Origin of the sequence: Phytohabitans flavus, assembly GCF_011764545.1 — a bacterium.
GTDB lineage: Bacteria > Actinomycetota > Actinomycetes > Mycobacteriales > Micromonosporaceae > Phytohabitans > Phytohabitans flavus.
In genome coordinates, this window is sequence record NZ_AP022870.1 from 6,588,385 (window position 1) to 6,603,750 (window position 15,366).

General features: G+C 71.0%; 14 protein-coding genes and 1 pseudogene. 6 read left to right on the forward strand and 9 right to left on the reverse strand.

From position 1 onward, the window contains the following. Positions 1-27 precede the first annotated feature (27 nt). On the reverse strand, positions 28-915 hold the full coding sequence (locus tag Pflav_RS28780) for a LysR family transcriptional regulator (RefSeq protein ID WP_173039684.1): 888 nt from the start codon (positions 913-915) through the stop codon (positions 28-30). A gap of 77 nt (positions 916-992) precedes the next feature. On the opposite strand from Pflav_RS28780, the gene Pflav_RS28785 reads away from it, so the two are divergent. Next, positions 993-1,850 carry an aldo/keto reductase gene (locus Pflav_RS28785; protein WP_173039685.1) on the forward strand — a complete coding sequence of 286 codons (858 nt, stop codon included), beginning with the start codon at positions 993-995 and terminating at the stop codon, positions 1,848-1,850. Here Pflav_RS28785 and Pflav_RS28790 read toward each other — a convergent pair. The 3 genes from Pflav_RS28790 to Pflav_RS28800 are packed head-to-tail and all read right to left on the reverse strand — an operon-like array spanning position 1,840 to position 4,125. After that, positions 1,840-2,334: a DUF2017 domain-containing protein gene (locus Pflav_RS28790; RefSeq protein ID WP_173042694.1), complete on the reverse strand. Its 495-nt coding sequence runs from the start codon at positions 2,332-2,334 to the stop codon at positions 1,840-1,842. The two genes, Pflav_RS28785 and Pflav_RS28790, sit on opposite strands and share 11 nt — an antisense overlap. A gap of 22 nt (positions 2,335-2,356) precedes the next feature. Beyond that, positions 2,357-2,647 carry an ATP-dependent Clp protease adapter ClpS gene (gene clpS / locus Pflav_RS28795; protein WP_173039686.1) on the reverse strand — a complete coding sequence of 97 codons (291 nt, stop codon included), beginning with the start codon at positions 2,645-2,647 and terminating at the stop codon, positions 2,357-2,359. Continuing rightward, on the reverse strand, positions 2,572-4,125 hold the full coding sequence (locus Pflav_RS28800; protein ID WP_173039687.1) for a hypothetical protein: 1,554 nt from the start codon (positions 4,123-4,125) through the stop codon (positions 2,572-2,574). The genes clpS and Pflav_RS28800 overlap by 76 nt, the downstream gene beginning before the upstream one ends. A 211-nt stretch (positions 4,126-4,336) precedes the next feature. Here Pflav_RS28800 and Pflav_RS48105 point away from each other — a divergent pair. Next, positions 4,337-4,669, forward strand: a pseudogene (locus Pflav_RS48105) (ATP-binding protein); the annotation flags it as partial. Here Pflav_RS48105 and Pflav_RS46385 read toward each other — a convergent pair. Continuing rightward, positions 4,592-5,452: a hypothetical protein gene (locus Pflav_RS46385; RefSeq protein WP_232072042.1), complete on the reverse strand. Its 861-nt coding sequence runs from the start codon at positions 5,450-5,452 to the stop codon at positions 4,592-4,594. The pseudogene Pflav_RS48105 and the gene Pflav_RS46385 sit on opposite strands and share 78 nt — an antisense overlap. Before the next feature lie 215 nt (positions 5,453-5,667). Between Pflav_RS46385 and Pflav_RS46390 the strand changes: the two genes are divergently transcribed. The 3 genes from Pflav_RS46390 to Pflav_RS28815 are packed head-to-tail and all read left to right on the forward strand — an operon-like array spanning position 5,668 to position 8,835. Next, entirely contained in the window at positions 5,668-6,984 is a 1,317-nt protein-coding gene (locus tag Pflav_RS46390; RefSeq protein WP_232072044.1) for a helix-turn-helix transcriptional regulator, read from the forward strand. A 9-nt stretch (positions 6,985-6,993) separates the two neighbouring features. Further along, a complete protein-coding gene (locus Pflav_RS28810) occupies positions 6,994-8,268 on the forward strand; it encodes a nicotinate phosphoribosyltransferase (RefSeq protein ID WP_269474553.1) in 1,275 nt (424 codons plus the stop codon). A gap of 12 nt (positions 8,269-8,280) precedes the next feature. Next, on the forward strand, positions 8,281-8,835 hold the full coding sequence (locus Pflav_RS28815) for an isochorismatase family protein (RefSeq protein ID WP_173039689.1): 555 nt from the start codon (positions 8,281-8,283) through the stop codon (positions 8,833-8,835). A 1,064-nt stretch (positions 8,836-9,899) separates the two neighbouring features. On the opposite strand, the gene ctaD is transcribed toward Pflav_RS28815, so the two are convergent. The 4 genes from ctaD to eda all read right to left on the reverse strand — a co-directional run bounded on the left by ctaD (position 9,900) and on the right by eda (position 14,835). Beyond that, positions 9,900-11,657 (reverse strand): aa3-type cytochrome oxidase subunit I, encoded by a 1,758-nt coding sequence (gene ctaD / locus Pflav_RS28820; RefSeq protein WP_173039691.1) that lies wholly within the window; start codon positions 11,655-11,657, stop codon positions 9,900-9,902. Positions 11,658-11,767: 110 nt separating this feature from the next. After that, a complete protein-coding gene (locus Pflav_RS28825; protein ID WP_173039693.1) occupies positions 11,768-12,877 on the reverse strand; it encodes an FAD-dependent monooxygenase in 1,110 nt (369 codons plus the stop codon). A 192-nt stretch (positions 12,878-13,069) separates the two neighbouring features. Next, positions 13,070-14,164, reverse strand: a complete 1,095-nt coding sequence (locus Pflav_RS28830; RefSeq protein WP_173039695.1) for a sugar kinase — start codon at positions 14,162-14,164, stop codon at positions 13,070-13,072. Continuing rightward, positions 14,164-14,835 carry a bifunctional 4-hydroxy-2-oxoglutarate aldolase/2-dehydro-3-deoxy-phosphogluconate aldolase gene (gene eda, locus Pflav_RS28835; RefSeq protein ID WP_415624338.1) on the reverse strand — a complete coding sequence of 224 codons (672 nt, stop codon included), beginning with the start codon at positions 14,833-14,835 and terminating at the stop codon, positions 14,164-14,166. Before eda ends, Pflav_RS28830 begins: the two co-directional genes overlap by 1 nt. Between eda and Pflav_RS28840 the strand changes: the two genes are divergently transcribed. Further along, the gene (locus Pflav_RS28840) at positions 14,834-15,325 is read left to right on the forward strand and encodes an IclR family transcriptional regulator (RefSeq protein WP_232072048.1); all 492 of its coding nucleotides are present in this window, start codon (positions 14,834-14,836) and stop codon (positions 15,323-15,325) included. The two genes, eda and Pflav_RS28840, sit on opposite strands and share 2 nt — an antisense overlap. The last annotated feature ends 41 nt before the right edge of the window (positions 15,326-15,366 follow it).

A 15,366-nucleotide genomic window follows, 5' to 3' on the forward strand; every position in this document is an offset into this window, starting at 1 on the left:
GCTGAATCCCATGACTCGGCTCCGCGCTCACTCGCTGTCGCCGAGTTGTGCTTGGCGCAACAGCGCCGACGCGGGCGGGCTTGCCGGGCGGCCGGCGGGCAGTGCCACCCAGACCCGCCAGGTGTACGCCGAGGTCCCGGTCAGCGGCACGGCCCGCACCTGGGTCGGGCGCTTGTGCGCGATCGGCCGCGGCACGACGGCCACGCCCAGCCCGGCACCGACGAAGTCGAGCAGGCTGTGCACGTCGTTGACCTCCACCGCCACGCGCCGGGAAATCCGCCGCTCGGCGCACTCGTCCTCGGTCATCTCGCGGGCACCGAAGCCGCGGTGGAAGTCGACGAAGATCTCCTTCTCCAACTCGTCCCAGTCGACCGCGGGTCTGTCGGCGAACCTGTGTGCCGGGTGGCAGACCACCATCATCGGCTCGGCGGCGAGCGGGATCAGCTCGAGCTGCTCGGGTGGCTCGCCGTCGGTGGCGACGAACGCCATGTCCAGGCGGCCGGACCGCAGGTCGGCGCAGAGGTCGGCGGAGGCGCTCTGGCGCAGCATGATCTCGACATTGGGGTGCCGATCGCGGAAGTCGGCGAGCAGCCGCGCGACGTCGACCACGCCCAGGCACTGCTCGGCACCGACCGCGAGCGTGCCGCGCAGCAGCCCTTGGACCGCGGCGACCGCCTGGCGGGCGGCGTCGGCGCTGGCCAGCGTCCGCCGCGCCTCCGCCAGCAGCGCCCGGCCGGCCTCGGTCAGCTCGACCCGCCGGGTGGACCGCACGAACAGCGCCGCGCCCAGCTCCCGCTCCAGCGAGCGGATCGACGCGGAGAGCCCGGACTGGGCCACCCGCATCCGCTCCGCCGCCCGGGTGAAATGCTGCTCCTCCGCGACGGCGACGAAGTACTCCAGATGCCGCAGCTCCACGATTGAGCAGTCTATGCGCTCAATCTCAGCACTTTCTTCTGTTGGATCGCGCGCTCGGACCGGTCCAGGGTGTTGGCATGGAGTATCGCCGCATCGGAGATGTCGAGGTAAGCGCGATCGGACTCGGCGGCATGCCGATGTCCATCGAGGGCCGGCCCGACGAGGAGCGTTCCGTCCGTACGATCCACGCCGCGCTCGACGCCGGCGTGACCCTGATCGACACAGCGGACGCGTACCACATGTACGCCGACGAGGTCGGCCACAACGAGACGCTCATCGCCCGGGCGCTGGCCAGCTACGGCGGGGACACGTCGGGCGTGCTCGTCGCCACGAAGGGCGGCCACCTCCGCCCCGGCGACGGCAGCTGGACCAAGAACGGCTCGCCGGACTACCTCAAGTCGGCCTGCGAGGCGTCGCTCAAGCGGCTGGGCGTCGACGTGATCGGCCTGTACCAGTTCCACCGCCCGGACCCGAACACGCCGTACGAGGAGTCGGTCGGCGCGATCCGCGACCTGCTCGACGCCGGGAAGATCCGGATGGCCGGCATCTCGAACGCGAACCCCGAGCAGATCCGGCTGTCCCAGGAGATCCTCGGCGGTCGGCTGGTCTCGGTGCAAAACCAGTTCTCCCCCGCGTTCCGCAGCTCGGAGCCCGAGCTGGAGCTCTGCGACGAGCTCGGCATCGCGTTCCTGCCCTGGTCTCCGCTGGGCGGCATCGCCCGGGCCGGCGAGCTGGGCAGCCGGTTCGCCCCGTTCGCCCAGATAGCGGAGGCGCACGGGGTCAGCCCGCAGCGCGTGTGCCTGGCCTGGATGCTGGCGAAGTCGCCGGTCGTCATCCCGATCCCCGGCGCCAGCCGCCCGGCGAGCGTCCAGGACTCGGTGGCCGCCGTGGACCTGACGCTGACCCCGGAGGAGCTGGCGACCCTCAGTCGATGAGGGCGTTGAGTAGGGACTCCTGGAGGTAGCCCAGGTACGCATACACGGAAAGCTGGAAAACGCGGGACGAGGCCGGGTCGTGCAGCACGGCCTCGTCCAGCTCTTCACCCAGGTCGGTCTCGGCCTTTATCTCCAACCGGACGCCCATCGCGAGCCGGGCGTCGTTGAGCGCGCGCAGCCACGCCTCGGCGGTGTCCCAGTCGAGCCGGACCTCGCCGCCCCCGTCCGAGGGGAGGACGGCCAGGATCGCGCCGGCCTGGTCGATCTTGCTGGTCTTGAGATCGCCCTCGGTGTACCGGCGGAACTCGGCCGAGTTGTGCGGATCCTCCGGATAGATGTCCGGGAAGAGCCGCTCGACCACCGGGTCCTCGTGGTCGAAGCCCTCGCTGAGCAGCCCCACGACCTCCGAGGCGACCTTGCGCAGCACGCGCACCTCGTCCGGGGCGAACGAGGCCACGCAGTGTTCTCCATACCGACGGAACATGCTCACGAAACTCGATGGCCCTTCAGGCTTGGTCGACCGTGGCCCACAAGCCGTACGCGTGGAGCTGCGAGGCGTCGTGCTCCATCCGCTCCCGGGCACCGCTCGACACCACGGCCTTGCCCTTGTGGTGCACATCCAACATCAGCTTCTCGGCCTTGTCTTTGCTATAGCCGAACAGCTTCTGGAAGACCCAGGTGACATACGACATCAGGTTGACCGGATCGTCCCACACGATCGTCACCCATGCCCGGTCCGCGACCGGCACCTCGTCAATGTCCGGAGTCTCGACCGGCGCAACCTGTGGAGCCGCCATGCCCCCCATCGTGCCACCGCCATCGCGGAACCGAGGAACACCAAAGTCCTGCTTTGCGCTGAATGCGCGGATTTAGTAGCTGCAACTCGGCAGGATAGAGCCTCAGGCCAACAGGATCCCGTGGTCGACCGCCTCGCTGAGCAGGCCGCCCAGCGACCGATGTACCGCCTCGAACCGCCGCGCCACCTCGGCGAGCAGCTCCAGCTCCACGCCGCGCACCGCCTGCTGAAGCCAGGTACGGGTGTGCCCCGGTCGGCCCGGTCGGGCACGGCCCAGTACTGGTAGCAGGCGCCGGACAGGGCGACGCCGAGCGGCGGGAGGATCGCGCGATCGGCCTCGTCCCGGTACGCGGCCAGCGCGGTGACCGCACCCGTGCCGGTGATCGCGGCGACGCCACCGGTGCTGGTGACGAGCAGGACGCGGGCCAGGTCGGAGGCGCCACCCTCGCCGGCGACCTCCCTGCGGACGGCGAGCGCCACGCGCCGGCGTACCCCCTGGGGTGGGATCTCGCTGAGCACCTGGGTGAGGGCGTCGTCCAGGATGCGGTCGACGGCGGCGTCGCACTCGGCGACGGCCCGCAGCGAAACCGCGTGCATCTCGCGGTCGAGCGCGCCGGGCAGCCCGGCTGAACCGACCCCGAAGACGATCTCCTGCACCCCGCGCAGGTGGACGTTGGCCAGCTCGATCGCGAGCCGCTGCCGCACCGTGTGCGCGGCGGCCACGCAGGTCCGGTCGAGCCACTCGGCCCAGCCGGACTCGTGCGCGCTGGCGGCCACCCGGACCGTCCCGTACGCACCGGGGAGCATCGGCGGGTTGGCGCTGGCCCGGGCGAGCGCCTCGGCGCCCGCCCACTCGACCAGCGCCCGCCGCAACGGCCCGACGCCGACCATGTCGGGACCGGCGTCGAACGCGGCGGCGGGGTCGTCGGGCCCGGCGCGGAACACTGTCGCCCCGGACTCCGTCAGGCGGCCGAGCAGGTCTCGCTCGGCGGCGGTGGGCGACCCGCCGGCCGCCGGCGCGTGCACCAGCGCACCGGCCCGGCGGACAACGTCGAGCAGGATCCGGGTGCCGGCCATGTCCAGTGTGGACATATCGGGCGCACGGATCAGCGTGAGATGCCGCAGCAGCGGGTCGGGCAGCGACAGCTCCACCCGCCGAGGTGGCCGGACGAACCCACCCGACCTCGGTCCCGCCAAGTCGTACGGCTGTGGAAGGCGGGCACCTGGCAGGTACGCCCAGGCGGCCACCCGAAGCCCCGGCTGCACCACCAGGTAGGCGCTTTCGGGCAGGTCCGGCGCCGGTCCGGACGCGCCGAGCAGCGCGTCGAGAAGCGGGCCTCGGCCGCCACCGGCCACCACCACCGCCGTCGGCTCGTCCGGCACAGGCTCTACCGGGTCGACACGGAGCCGGATACCGCGCCGACCCCCGGCGCCCGGCTCGGCCCCCACCGAGTCCACCGCGCCAGCTGATGCCGTCATCTACGCCTCGCCTTCCAGAAGCGGCCGAACTTCCGAGCTTCGCAACCCATGCGGCGCGTCCGTCCACAAGCGCGCCATCCGCGCATCGGAACGGTATTGGCCCGGGGAAGCACGCGGCAGTAAGGCCACTACTCAGCGCTGACCGGTCCGCTACTCAAGTTGGCACATCTGGCGGTCGGCGGGTCCTGAAGCGGCTCTATATGCTCCGCGAGTGGGTCCGTGGCAATTCGTCGGCCGAGCCCATGAGCTGCGCCGCATCGTCGCCTCGGCCACGAGTAGTGACCACCGCGGCATCATCCTGAGCGGCACCGCCGGCATCGGCAAGACCCGCCTGCTGCGCGAGGCGGTGAGTGTCCTGCCCGCCGAGCGGTTCGCGGTCTGGACCGCCACGGCGAGCATCGCGGTGTCCGGGCTGCCCTTCGGCGGGCTGGCCCAGGTGCTCCCCGGCGACCAGCCGGTCGGCATGTCACCTTCCGGCCTGCTGCGGTGGGCCGTCGACGCGCTGCACGCCCAGGCCGCGGGCCGCTCGATGGTGCTCGCGATCGACGACGCGCACCTGCTCGACCCGTCGTCCGCCGCACTTGTCTACCTTGTCGCCCGCGACGCGCACGCGACCGTGCTTGGCACGCTGCGCACCGGCGAGCAGGTGCCGCTGCCCGTACGGGCACTGTGGACCGACGACCTTGTCGACCACGACGAGCTCACCCCGCTCTCCGCCGCCGACACCCGCGCGCTGCTCGTGGAGATGCTCGGCGGTCCGGTCGACACCACCTCGGCCGACCGCCTCTGGCGCCTCTCGACGGGCAACCCACTGCTGCTGCGCGAGCTGGTGATCGCCGCCGCGGCTGGAAACGAGCTCACCCGGCTGTACGGGGTGTGGCGCTGGACCGGCGAGTTCGACCTGGCGCCCCGCCTCACCGACCTGATCGACGCCCGCATCGGCGACCTGAGTGACGAGGTGCGCGAGGTGATCGAGCTTGTCGCGTTCGGCGAGCCGATCGGGCTGTCGCTGCTGATCGCGGCGGCCGGCGAGGCACCGGTGGAGAGCGCCGAGGAGCGCGGCCTGATCCGGGTCGCCGCGAGCGACCGCCGCCACCACGTGCGGCTGGCCCACCCGCTGTACGGGGAGGTGGTCCGCCAGCGCTGCCCGGTCACCCGGGCCATGCGGCTCAAGGCACGCCTCGCCACGCTCGTCGAAAGCGCCGGCACCCGCCGCCACGACGACCTGCTGCGGGTCGCGGAGTGGCGGCTCGACTCGGGCACCGCCACCGATCCGGTGATGCTGCTGCTGGCCGGCGCGCAGGCGTTCAGCCGGTACAACATGCATCTCGGCGCCCGCCTCGCGCGGGCCGCGCTGGACAGCGGCGGCGGCTTCGACGCGGCCGAGATGCTCGCCGTGATCCTGGTCTTCATGGACCGGTCCGAGGAGGCGCTGCCGGTCATCGAGTCGGTGCGCGACGAGATCGACTCCGAGCAGCGGCGCAGCCGGTGGCTGGTGGCGCGCGGCCTCGTGTCGTACTGGGGCTGGGTCGGGAGTCCGCTGTGGACGAGCTCGCGAAGGACGCGCCGACCGTCGACGACCCGGGCTTCCGGTCGCGCGTGCACTCGTTCGAGGCGACCATGCGGCTGCACCGCCTGGAGGTCGCCGAGGCGTGCCGGATGTCACAGTCGATCGTGGACAGTCCCGCCGCGCCGGTATCCGCCCGCAGCCTCGCCGAGTGTGTACTCGCGCACGCCCACGCCGCCCGCGGCCAGCTCGCCACCAGCGAGCGGATCACCGACCAGGTGCAGGCCGACGCGCCGCTGTGGCGGGCCGAGATGCCGTACCTCCAGCTCGCGCTCGAGCTTGCCCGCGGCACCCGCCTCGCGATCGGCGGCAATGTGGACGGCATCGACGCGATCGTGGCCGACGAGTTCGCCGACCTGGCCGACGCGGGCGACTTCCGGCTCGGCTCCGGCTACCTGTCGGTGCTCCGCGCCCAGGCGGCCCGGCTCCGAGGGCGATCCGCCGAGGCCCTTCGCGGCAGCCTCCAGGCCTGCGCGGTGCTCGCCGGCAGCCGGGTCTTCGCCGGCCTCGCCCACGCCGAGCGGGCACATGCCGCCGCGCTGCTCGGCGACGCGGATGAGGCGCAGGCGGCGATGGCCGACTCCGACCAGACCCACCGCCCCGGCATGGCCATCCTTTATCCGTGGCGGGAGCAGGCGCGGGCCTGGGTGGCGGCCTGCGGCGGCGACGTCGAGCAGGCGATCACCGCGCTTGTGGCGCTCGCCGGGCGGCTGCGCGGCGACGGCTTCGCCGGCCACGAGTCGCTGATTCTGCACGACCTGGTCCGGCTCGGCTGCGCCACCCTGCCGATCGGGTGGCCGGACGGCGAGGCGCAGACCGTCGCCGAGCGGCTGGCCGAGCTGGCGACCGTGGTGGACGGACCGCTCACCGCCCTCATGGCCCGGCACGCGGCCGCCGCCAGCGACGGCGCCGAGCTGCTGGCGGTCGCCGACGCGTTCGCCGACCGGGGCCTGCTGCTCTTCGCCGCCGACGCGGCCGCGATGGCGGTGGTCCGGCTGCGCGCCACCACCGGCGCCGAGCGCTCCGAGGCGAGCGCCGGCCTCGGCGACCTGCTCGCCCGCTGCGACGCCCTCAGCACACCCGCACTGCGGGCGGCCCGCCCGGCGCTCACCGATCGGGAGCGGCAGATCGCCCGCCTGGCGGCGGCCGGTCTGGCCAGCAAGCAGATCGCCGACCAGCTGTTCCTCTCCACCCGAACGATCGAAAACCATCTCCAGCGGGTGTACGGGAAGCTGGGCGTGACCAGCCGAAGCGAGCTTGCTCACGCCCTACGCGCTTTGCCGGAACAATAGGCTTGAGGCGTGACCGCCCTGCTGACCGACCACTACGAGCTCACAATGCTCAGCGCCGCCCTCAAGGACGGCACCGCCAGCCGCCAGTGCGTCTTCGAGGTATTCGCCCGCCGCATGCCATCCGGCCGCCGCTACGGCGTGGTCGCCGGGACCGGGCGGCTTGTCGACCTGATCCGGGACTTCCGGTTCAGCGAGGCCGAGGTAGACCACCTGCGCCGCCATGGCGTGATCGACGACGAGACCGCCGCGTGGCTGTCCGGCTACCGCTTCACCGGCGACATCGAGGGGTACGCGGAGGGCGAGCTCTTCTTCCCCGGCTCCCCGATCCTGACGGTGAGCGGCACGTTCGCCGAGTGCGTGCTGCTGGAGACGCTGACCCTCTCGGTGCTCAACCACGACAGCGCGATCGCCGCGGCCGCCGCCCGCATGGTCACCGCCGCCCGCGGTCGAGCGGTGATCGAGATGGGCGCCCGTCGCACCCACGAGGAGGCCGCGGTTGCCGCCGCGCGGGCCGCGTACCTGGCCGGGTTCGAGTTCACGTCCAACCTCGAGGCGGGCTTCCGCTACGGCATCCCCACCGCCGGTACCGCCGCGCACGCGTTCACGCTGCTGCACGACGACGAGCCGACCGCCTTCGCCTCACAGGTGGCCGCGCTGGGCAAGGACACGACGCTGCTCGTCGACACGTACGACATCACGCAGGGCATCCGCAACGCGATCGCGGTCGCCGGCCCTGAGCTGCGCGCCATCCGCCTGGACTCCGGCGACCTCTCGGTGCTCGCCCAGCAGTCCCGCGACCTGCTCAACTCGCTGGGCGCCACGGAGACGAAGATCATCGTTTCCGGTGACCTCGACGAGTACGCGATCGCCGCGCTCGCCGCCGAGCCCGTGGACATGTACGGCGCCGGCACCGCGGTCGTGGTCGGCTCGGGGGCACCCACCGCCGGCCTTGTGTACAAGCTCGTCGAGGTCGACGGCCGGCCCGTGGTCAAGCGCTCGGAAAACAAGGCCACGGTCGGCGGGCGCAAGACCGCCGTGCGCCGGCACAAGCCGACCGGCACCGCCACCGAGGAGATCGTGGTCACCAAGGGCACGCCCGACCGGCAGCTTGGCGACCGCCTGCTCCAGCGCCCGTACATCGTCGGTGGCGAGCCCGCCGACCTCCCCACGCTGGCCGAGTCGCGGGCCCACCTGCGCCAGTGCCTGATCTCGATCCCGTGGGAGGGCCTCAAGCTCTCCGGCGGTGACCCAGCCATCCCCGTCGCCGTCATTCCCGCGTCCTGAAAGGTTGTTTCCATGAGCCGTGCGCTCATCATCGTGGATGTACAGAACGACTTCTGCGAAGGTGGCTCCTTGGCCGTCGGCGGCGGTGCCGCCGTGGCGGCCGGCATCTCCGGCGCCCTGACCAACGGCCCGTGGCAGCACGTCGTGGCGACGAAGGACCACCACATCGAGCCCGACATGCACTTCGGCAACCCGCCCGACTACGTCGACAGCTGGCCAAGCCACTGCGTGGCCGGCACGGCCGGCGCCGACTTCCATCCCGCCCTGGCCACCGGCCGCATCGAGGCCGTGTTCCTCAAGGGCAAGTACGCGGCGGCGTACTCCGGCTTCGAGGGCCACGACGACGAAGGCACCGGCCTCGCCGACTGGCTCCGCGCCCGCGACGTGACCCAGGTCGACGTGGTCGGCATCGCGACCGACCACTGCGTGCGAGCCACCGCACTCGACGCGGCCCGCCAGGGCTTCGAGACCACGGTGCTCGTCGACCTGACCGCCGGCGTCGCGCCCGCGACGACCGAGGCCGCCCTGCGCGAGATGAAGGCAGCCGGCGTCAAGCTCACCCCCTAGGCAGATCAATCCCAAGAGAAAGATTCGAGCTACCGCGACGTCCGCGGTGGTCCAGACCGTCGCTCCCGCGGCCTCACCCTCCGCGCTTCACAGTCCAATTCCGGCCTTGCGGCCGCCGGCGGCCCTGCCGACTTCCTTGATCGGCCCCGTCGCACGCGTCCGTGGCGAAAACGCGCCCCTCCAGAGCCTGGCGCGTAATTGGGCACAGGCTCGATGTCAATCCCGCCGCGAGCGGCTGGAATTCGCCTGGCATCGACGCGCAGGCACCATCGGTTGCCGGGTTTGCCCCATATATTCTTTTGCGAATGTAGATCTAGAACGTCTTGTGTACTATATCGACCCTAAACGTTCTAGATCTACTTCGATCCGACCGCAACGACCAAGCTGGCGGACTTGACGAACAGCGCACCGCCAATTACGCGCCAGGCTCTCCAGGGGCAATTTCTCGCCACGGACGCCCCGCTCCCGCACCCGCCGCGCTTCACACCCTTTCGCCTCCGGCGGGGATCCCGGCCTCCGGGACGGCGCTTTACCACGGCCGGCTCCGCCTGCCGCCAGGGCGACACTTTCTGGCGATTTGTCCGCTGATCGCAAGGTCCGAGCAAGCCGTTCCAAACAGATCGAGGTACGCAGCTGTGCCTATAACAACAGCTCCGTACCACGGTCTGCTTTCGCCGCCGCGAAAGGCGGGCATTTCGGTCGTGCTGGCCGCGTGGGCGTGGCCACTAGCCGGCCGAAGGCCGCCTTTGGGGAAACCTATGGCTGCTATGGCAGCAACAAGTTTCCCCAAGCCCGACGAGGCGCTGTCCTGGCGCGGAGTTCTGGTGATCGTTCGCCCAGAATCCGCGCCATCACCGGCGGGTGGCACGCATGTTGCGATCTCGCCGGTGATCGTTCGCCCGATACCCGTACGACACGTTGTGAAGCGCGGAGGGTGAGGCCGCGGGAGCAGCGGTCCGGACCACCGCGGACATCGCGGTAGCTCATATCAATGTCTTGAAATGAATCTAGGGGAGTTGTGGCCTCTACGGCGCACGAACTCCCCTAGGGCCTGTTGGACCGGGCTAGCGGTCGATCTCGGTCGAGGTGTCTTCCTGGTAGGAGGCGCCGCCGCGGGATTCGCTCGTCAGCGGCTTCGCGCCGCCCTCGGGCGGGGCCGCCAGCTGGTGGGAGCCGGCCGCCAGGTGCGGGAACTTCGCGTCGAAGGCCGGGCGCTCCGAGCGGATGCGCGGCATGCGGTCGAAGTTGCGCAGCGGGGGCGGCGAGGAGGTGGCCCACTCCAGCGAGTTGCCGTGGCCCCACGGGTCGTCGACCTCGACCACCGGGCCGGCCTTGTACGACTTCCACACGTTGTAGAGGAACGGCAGCGTGGACGCGCCCAGCACGAAGGACCCGATCGTGGAGATCGTGTTGAGCGTGGTGAAGCCGTCGTCCGGCAGGTAGTCGGCGTAGCGGCGCGGGAAGCCCTCGTTGCCCAGCCAGTGCTGCACCAGGAACGTGGCGTGGAAGCCGATGAAGGTCAGCCAGAAGTGGACCTTGCCGAGCCGCTCGTCGAGCATGCGGCCGGTCATCTTCGGGAACCAGAAGTACACGCCGGCGTACACCGCGAAGACGATCGTGCCGAAGAGCACGTAGTGGAAGTGGGCCACCACGAAGTACGAGTCGGAGACGTGGAAATCGACCGGCGGGCTGGCCAGCAGCACGCCGGACAGGCCACCGAAGAGGAACGTCACCAGGAAGCCGATCGCGAAGAGCATCGGTGACTCGAACGTCAACTGGCCGCGCCACATGGTGCCGATCCAGTTGAAGAACTTCATGCCGGTGGGGACCGCGATCAGGAAGCTCAGGAAGCTGAAGAACGGCAGCAGCACCTGGCCGGTGGCAAACATGTGGTGCGCCCACACGCTCATCGACAGCGCGGCGATGGCGATCATCGCGCCGACCATGCCCTTGTAGCCGAAGAGCGGCTTGCGGCTGAAGACCGGCACGACCTCGCTGATGATGCCGAAGAACGGCAGCGCGACGATGTACACCTCGGGGTGCCCGAAGAACCAGAAGAGGTGCTGCCAGAGCATCGGGCCGCCGGTGGCCGCGTCGAACACGTGCGCGCCGAGGATGCGGTCGGCGGCGAGCGCGAAGAGCGCGGCGGCCAGCAGCGGGAAGACCAGGATCGCGAGCAGCGCGGTGATCAGGATCGACCACGTGAAGATCGGCATCCGGAACATCGTCATGCCGGGCGCGCGCAGCGTGAGGATCGTGGTGATCATGTTGACGCCACCGAGGATCGTGCCCAGACCGGAGATGGCCAGGCCGACGATCCACATGTTGGCGCCCACGCCGGGCGAGTTGACCGCGTCGTTGAGCGGCGCGTACGCGAACCAGCCGAAGTCGGCGGCGCCACCCGGCGTGACGAAGCCGGCCAGGGCGAGCGTGCCACCGAACGCGTACAGCCAGTAGGCGAAGGAGTTGAGCCGCGGGAACGACACGTCCGGCGCGCCGATCTGGATCGGCACGACGAAGTTGGCGAACGCGAACACGATCGGCGTCGCGAAGAACAGCAGCATGATCGTGCCGTGCATGGTGAACAGCTGGTTGTACTGCTCGGGCGAGAGGAACTGCATGCCCGGCCGGGCCAGCTCGGCGCGCATGAGCAGCGCCATCAGGCCACCGATCATGAAGAACACGAAGGACGTGACCAGGTACATGATCCCGATCTGCTTCGCGTCCGTTGTGCGGAGGATGCGGGCGAATGCGGAACCCTTGACCGGCTCTCGGACCGGCCAAGGCCGAGTCACGATCGGCTTCGGTGCGACGGTGGTCACGCAGGGCCTCCGGAGGTGTGCTGGCTCTTCATCTGGCGATCCAACGGGCAGGATAGTCCTCCGCCAGCAGCCTCCCACTACGGGGGTTAGTAGCAACGCCCCGAGACGGACTAGTGCGGCCCGACGAGCTCCTTGTAGTGGTCCGCGAAGATGGTGCTGCCGCGCCGGCGCAGCAGCGGGTCGCGCAGGGCCGGCGCCACGTCGCGCAGCCGGTCGCGGTCGTGGGTGCGCTCCAGCACCCAGCGCGTGCGCGGACGGCGCCGCCGCTCGTACTCACCAAGGGCCTCGGCCACCGTCGCCGCCCGGCGCACCGAGTCGGCGAGCACCACGGCGTCCTCCAGCGCCATGGCGGCACCCTGGGCGAGCGTCGGCGCGGTGGCGTGCGCGGCGTCCCCCACCAGCACGACCGGCCCCTGCGACCAGCGGCCGATCTCGACCTCGTCGGTGACCGCGACCTGCACCTTCTCCACCGCGTCGAGCACGGCGGGCACCGGCCCGCCGAAGCCCTCGAAGAGCTCCCGCACGCGCGCGAGCGGGTCGGACGGCGCGGCGGTGCCGGCCTCGTCGGCGTAGCAGAAGAGCCGCCCGCCACCCATCGGCATCACGACGAACGCGGCCCGCTTGCCGAGCACCGCCGTCCACTCGCTGATCTTCGGACCGCCGGTCACCACGCTGCGGTACATCACCTGGCCCACCGGGACCGCGGCACTGCCCAGCGCGGCCATCACGCGCACGGACGAGCGCCGGCCGTCGGCGCCGACCACCAGGTCGTACTCCGCGCTGGAGCCGTCACCGAACTCCACCTTAACGGTCTCGCCGGCCACCGCCTCGACGCGGGTCACCTCGGTCTCGTGCCGCACCGCGCCGCCCGCACCGCTGAGCATCACGCGGTGCAGGTCGGCCCGGGGCAGCGCGCGGCACTCGCCGACGCCGTCCCACAGCTTGACCAGGTCGACCTCGCAGAGCTCGCGCCCGCGCACATCGAGGAAGCGCTGCCGCGTCACCACTTCGCCGCAGGGCCGGACCGGCGCGTCGAGGTCGAGCACGCGCAGCGCCCGCGTCGCGTTGCCCGGCAGGTAGATACCCGCACCGGCCACAGTGGACGCCGGGAGCTTGTCCACCACCTCGGGGCGGAACCCGGCGAGACGCAGTGCGCGGGCAGCTGCCAGGCCGGCAATGCCGGCACCGACAACGAGGATCCGCAGGCTGGATCCAGGCATGTGCGAACGCCTCCGGAGATTTGCCACCCCCGCGCCGGGGGTAGGGCAACGCGTTGAAGCCAAGAGACTACTCGGAGCGACCGGCCAAAGGTAGGCCCCGATCGCGTCTAAGAGTAGTCCCCCCGCCACGCAATTGCGCTACGCAAGTCTCACGGTTTGACCCACGGCGTCCCGACAAAGACGGACACACCGTCACCTTTGGACGCGCGCGCCGCCTCCGCGCATCAGCGCCTCCACCTCTTTTAGGCTCGCCATCGAGGTATCGCCCGGCGTGGTCATGGCAAGCGCGCCGTGGGCCGCGCCGTACTCGACCGCCGTGCCGAGGTCTCCGGTCGTGATCAACCCATAGATGAGGCCGGACGCGAAGCTGTCGCCGCCGCCCACCCGGTCGAGGATCTCCAGCCCCGGCCGGTGGGTCGCCTCGGCGAAGGTCCCGTCGGCCCAGGCGATCGCGCCCCAGTCGTTGACCGTCGCGCTGCGCACCGTCCGCAGGGTGGTGGCCACGACCGCGAAGTTGCCGTACTCCTTCGTTACTTCCTCGATCATGCGACGGAAGTTGGCAACCTCCAGCGTGGACAGTGACTCGTCGGTGCCCGGCACCTCGAAGCCGAGCGAGGCGGTGAAGTCCTCCTCGTTGCCGATCATCACGTCCACGTACCGCGCGAGCCGCCGGTTGACCTCCTGCGCCCGCTCCTTGCCACCGACCGCCTTCCAGAGGCTGGGCCGGTAGTTCAGGTCGTACGAGATGACGGTCCCGTGCCGGCGCGCCGCGGACATGGCCGCCTCGATGACGTCCGGCGTGGTCTCGGAGAGCGCGGCGTAGATGCCGCCGGTGTGCAGCCAGCGGGCGCCGAGCGTACCGAAGATGTGGTCCCAGTCGACGTCGTCGGGGCGGAGCTGGCTGGCCGCGCTGTGCCCCCGGTCGGAGGTGCCGACCGCGCCCCGCACGCCGAAGCCACGCTCGGTGAAGTTGAGGCCGTTGCGCACCGCGCGGCCGATCCCGTCGTACGGCAGCCAGCGCACGAAGGACGTGTCCACGCCGCCCTGGAGCACGAGGTCTTCGAGCAGCCGTCCCACCTCGTTGTCGGCGAACGCGGTGACCACCGCCGTGCGCATGCCGAAGCAGCGGCGGAGCCCGCGAGCCACGTTGTACTCCCCGCCGCCCTCCCAGGCCCGGAAGCTACGGGCAGTGCGCACCCGCCCCTCACCCGGGTCGAGACGGAGCATGATCTCGCCGAGCGAGACGAGGTCGTAGCGGCACTCCTGCGCCGGCCGGACGCTCAGCATCACTTGCCTCCTGTCTTTGCCGTCAGTGCGACAGCCGTCGCGGTGAGCCGGGTGACCTCGTCCCACTTGCCGGCGGCGAGCAGGTCGGGCGCGACCATCCAGGTGCCGCCGACCGCGAAGACGGCGCCGAGCGCGAGGTAATCGGGCAGGTTTGCCGTATTCACCCCGCCGGTGGGGATGAACCGCACAGACCGGAAGGGGGCCGCCAGCGCTTTGATCATCTTGGCGCCGCCGAGCTGCTCAGCCGGGAAGAACTTGACGATCGAGAGCCCCGCGTCGAGCGCCATCTGGATCTCGGTGGCGGTGGCCGCGCCTGGGTACACCGGGAGGCCGGCCTCCCGGCAGTGGGCCACGACCGCCGGGCTGAACCCGGGGCTGACCACAAACTTCGCCCCCGCCTCGACCGCCGCGTCGACCTGGGTCGGGGTCAGCACCGTGCCGGCGCCGACCAGCAGCTCGGGGTTTTCCGCCATGATCCGGATGGCCTCGGCGGCCGCGTCGGTGCGGAAAGTCACCTCCACGCTGCGCAGGCCACCCGCGGTCAGTGCCGCGGCGAGCGGCTCGGCACCGCCCACGTCCTCCAGGACCACCACCGGCAACAGCCGAGCGGCGCCGATTGCTTGTTCAACATGACGAACGCTGGTCACATCCTCGACCATAATCGAAAGCATGACGCCGGGCCAGCCAGTCAAGTCAGCCGATCGCACCCTCGAGGTGTTGGAGGCGCTCGCCGCATCACCCACCCGCCGCTCGCTTGTCGAGCTCTCCCGCGCGCTCGACATCCCCAAGAGCAGCCTGCACGGCATCCTGCACACGATGGCCCGGCGCGGCTGGGTGGAGACCGACCCGACCGGCACCCGCTTCGGCCTCGGCGTGCGCGCACTGGAGGTCGGTGCGGCGTACCTCGACGCGGACGACGCCGTGGGACTTGTGTCTGGGGTGCTCGACGATCTCTCCCGGCAGTTCGGCGAGGCCACGCACCTCGGCCGGCTCGACGGCCCGGACGTGGTCTACCTGGCCAAGCGCGAGTCGGTGCACCGGCTGCGGCTGTACAGCGCGATCGGGCGCAAGCTGCCGGCCCACGCCACCGCGCTGGGCAAGGCACTGCTCGCCCGCCACCCCGACCCGGACGACCAGCTGCGCTGGCCGCTCCCCGGCTGACCGGCCACACCATCACCGACCGGGACGCACTCCACGCCGAG

Excerpts from the sequence above, each read along its gene's own strand:
- Pflav_RS46385 (WP_232072042.1), bottom strand. The coding sequence starts at position 5,452 with ATGCATGTTGTACCGGCTGAACGCCTGCGCGCCGGCCAGCAGCAGCAT.
- clpS (WP_173039686.1), bottom strand. The coding sequence starts at position 2,647 with ATGGCGGCTCCACAGGTTGCGCCGGTCGAGACTCCGGACATTGACGAG.
- Pflav_RS28800 (WP_173039687.1), bottom strand. The coding sequence starts at position 4,125 with ATGACGGCATCAGCTGGCGCGGTGGACTCGGTGGGGGCCGAGCCGGGC.
- Pflav_RS28830 (WP_173039695.1), bottom strand. The coding sequence starts at position 14,164 with ATGCTGAGCGTCCGGCCGGCGCAGGAGTGCCGCTACGACCTCGTCTCG.
- Pflav_RS28840 (WP_232072048.1), top strand. The coding sequence starts at position 14,834 with ATGACGCCGGGCCAGCCAGTCAAGTCAGCCGATCGCACCCTCGAGGTG.
- Pflav_RS28790 (WP_173042694.1), bottom strand. The coding sequence starts at position 2,334 with ATGTTCCGTCGGTATGGAGAACACTGCGTGGCCTCGTTCGCCCCGGAC.
- Pflav_RS28825 (WP_173039693.1), bottom strand. The coding sequence starts at position 12,877 with ATGCCTGGATCCAGCCTGCGGATCCTCGTTGTCGGTGCCGGCATTGCC.
- eda (WP_415624338.1), bottom strand. The coding sequence starts at position 14,835 with ATGCTTTCGATTATGGTCGAGGATGTGACCAGCGTTCGTCATGTTGAA.
- Pflav_RS28815 (WP_173039689.1), top strand. The coding sequence starts at position 8,281 with ATGAGCCGTGCGCTCATCATCGTGGATGTACAGAACGACTTCTGCGAA.
- Pflav_RS28785 (WP_173039685.1), top strand. The coding sequence starts at position 993 with ATGGAGTATCGCCGCATCGGAGATGTCGAGGTAAGCGCGATCGGACTC.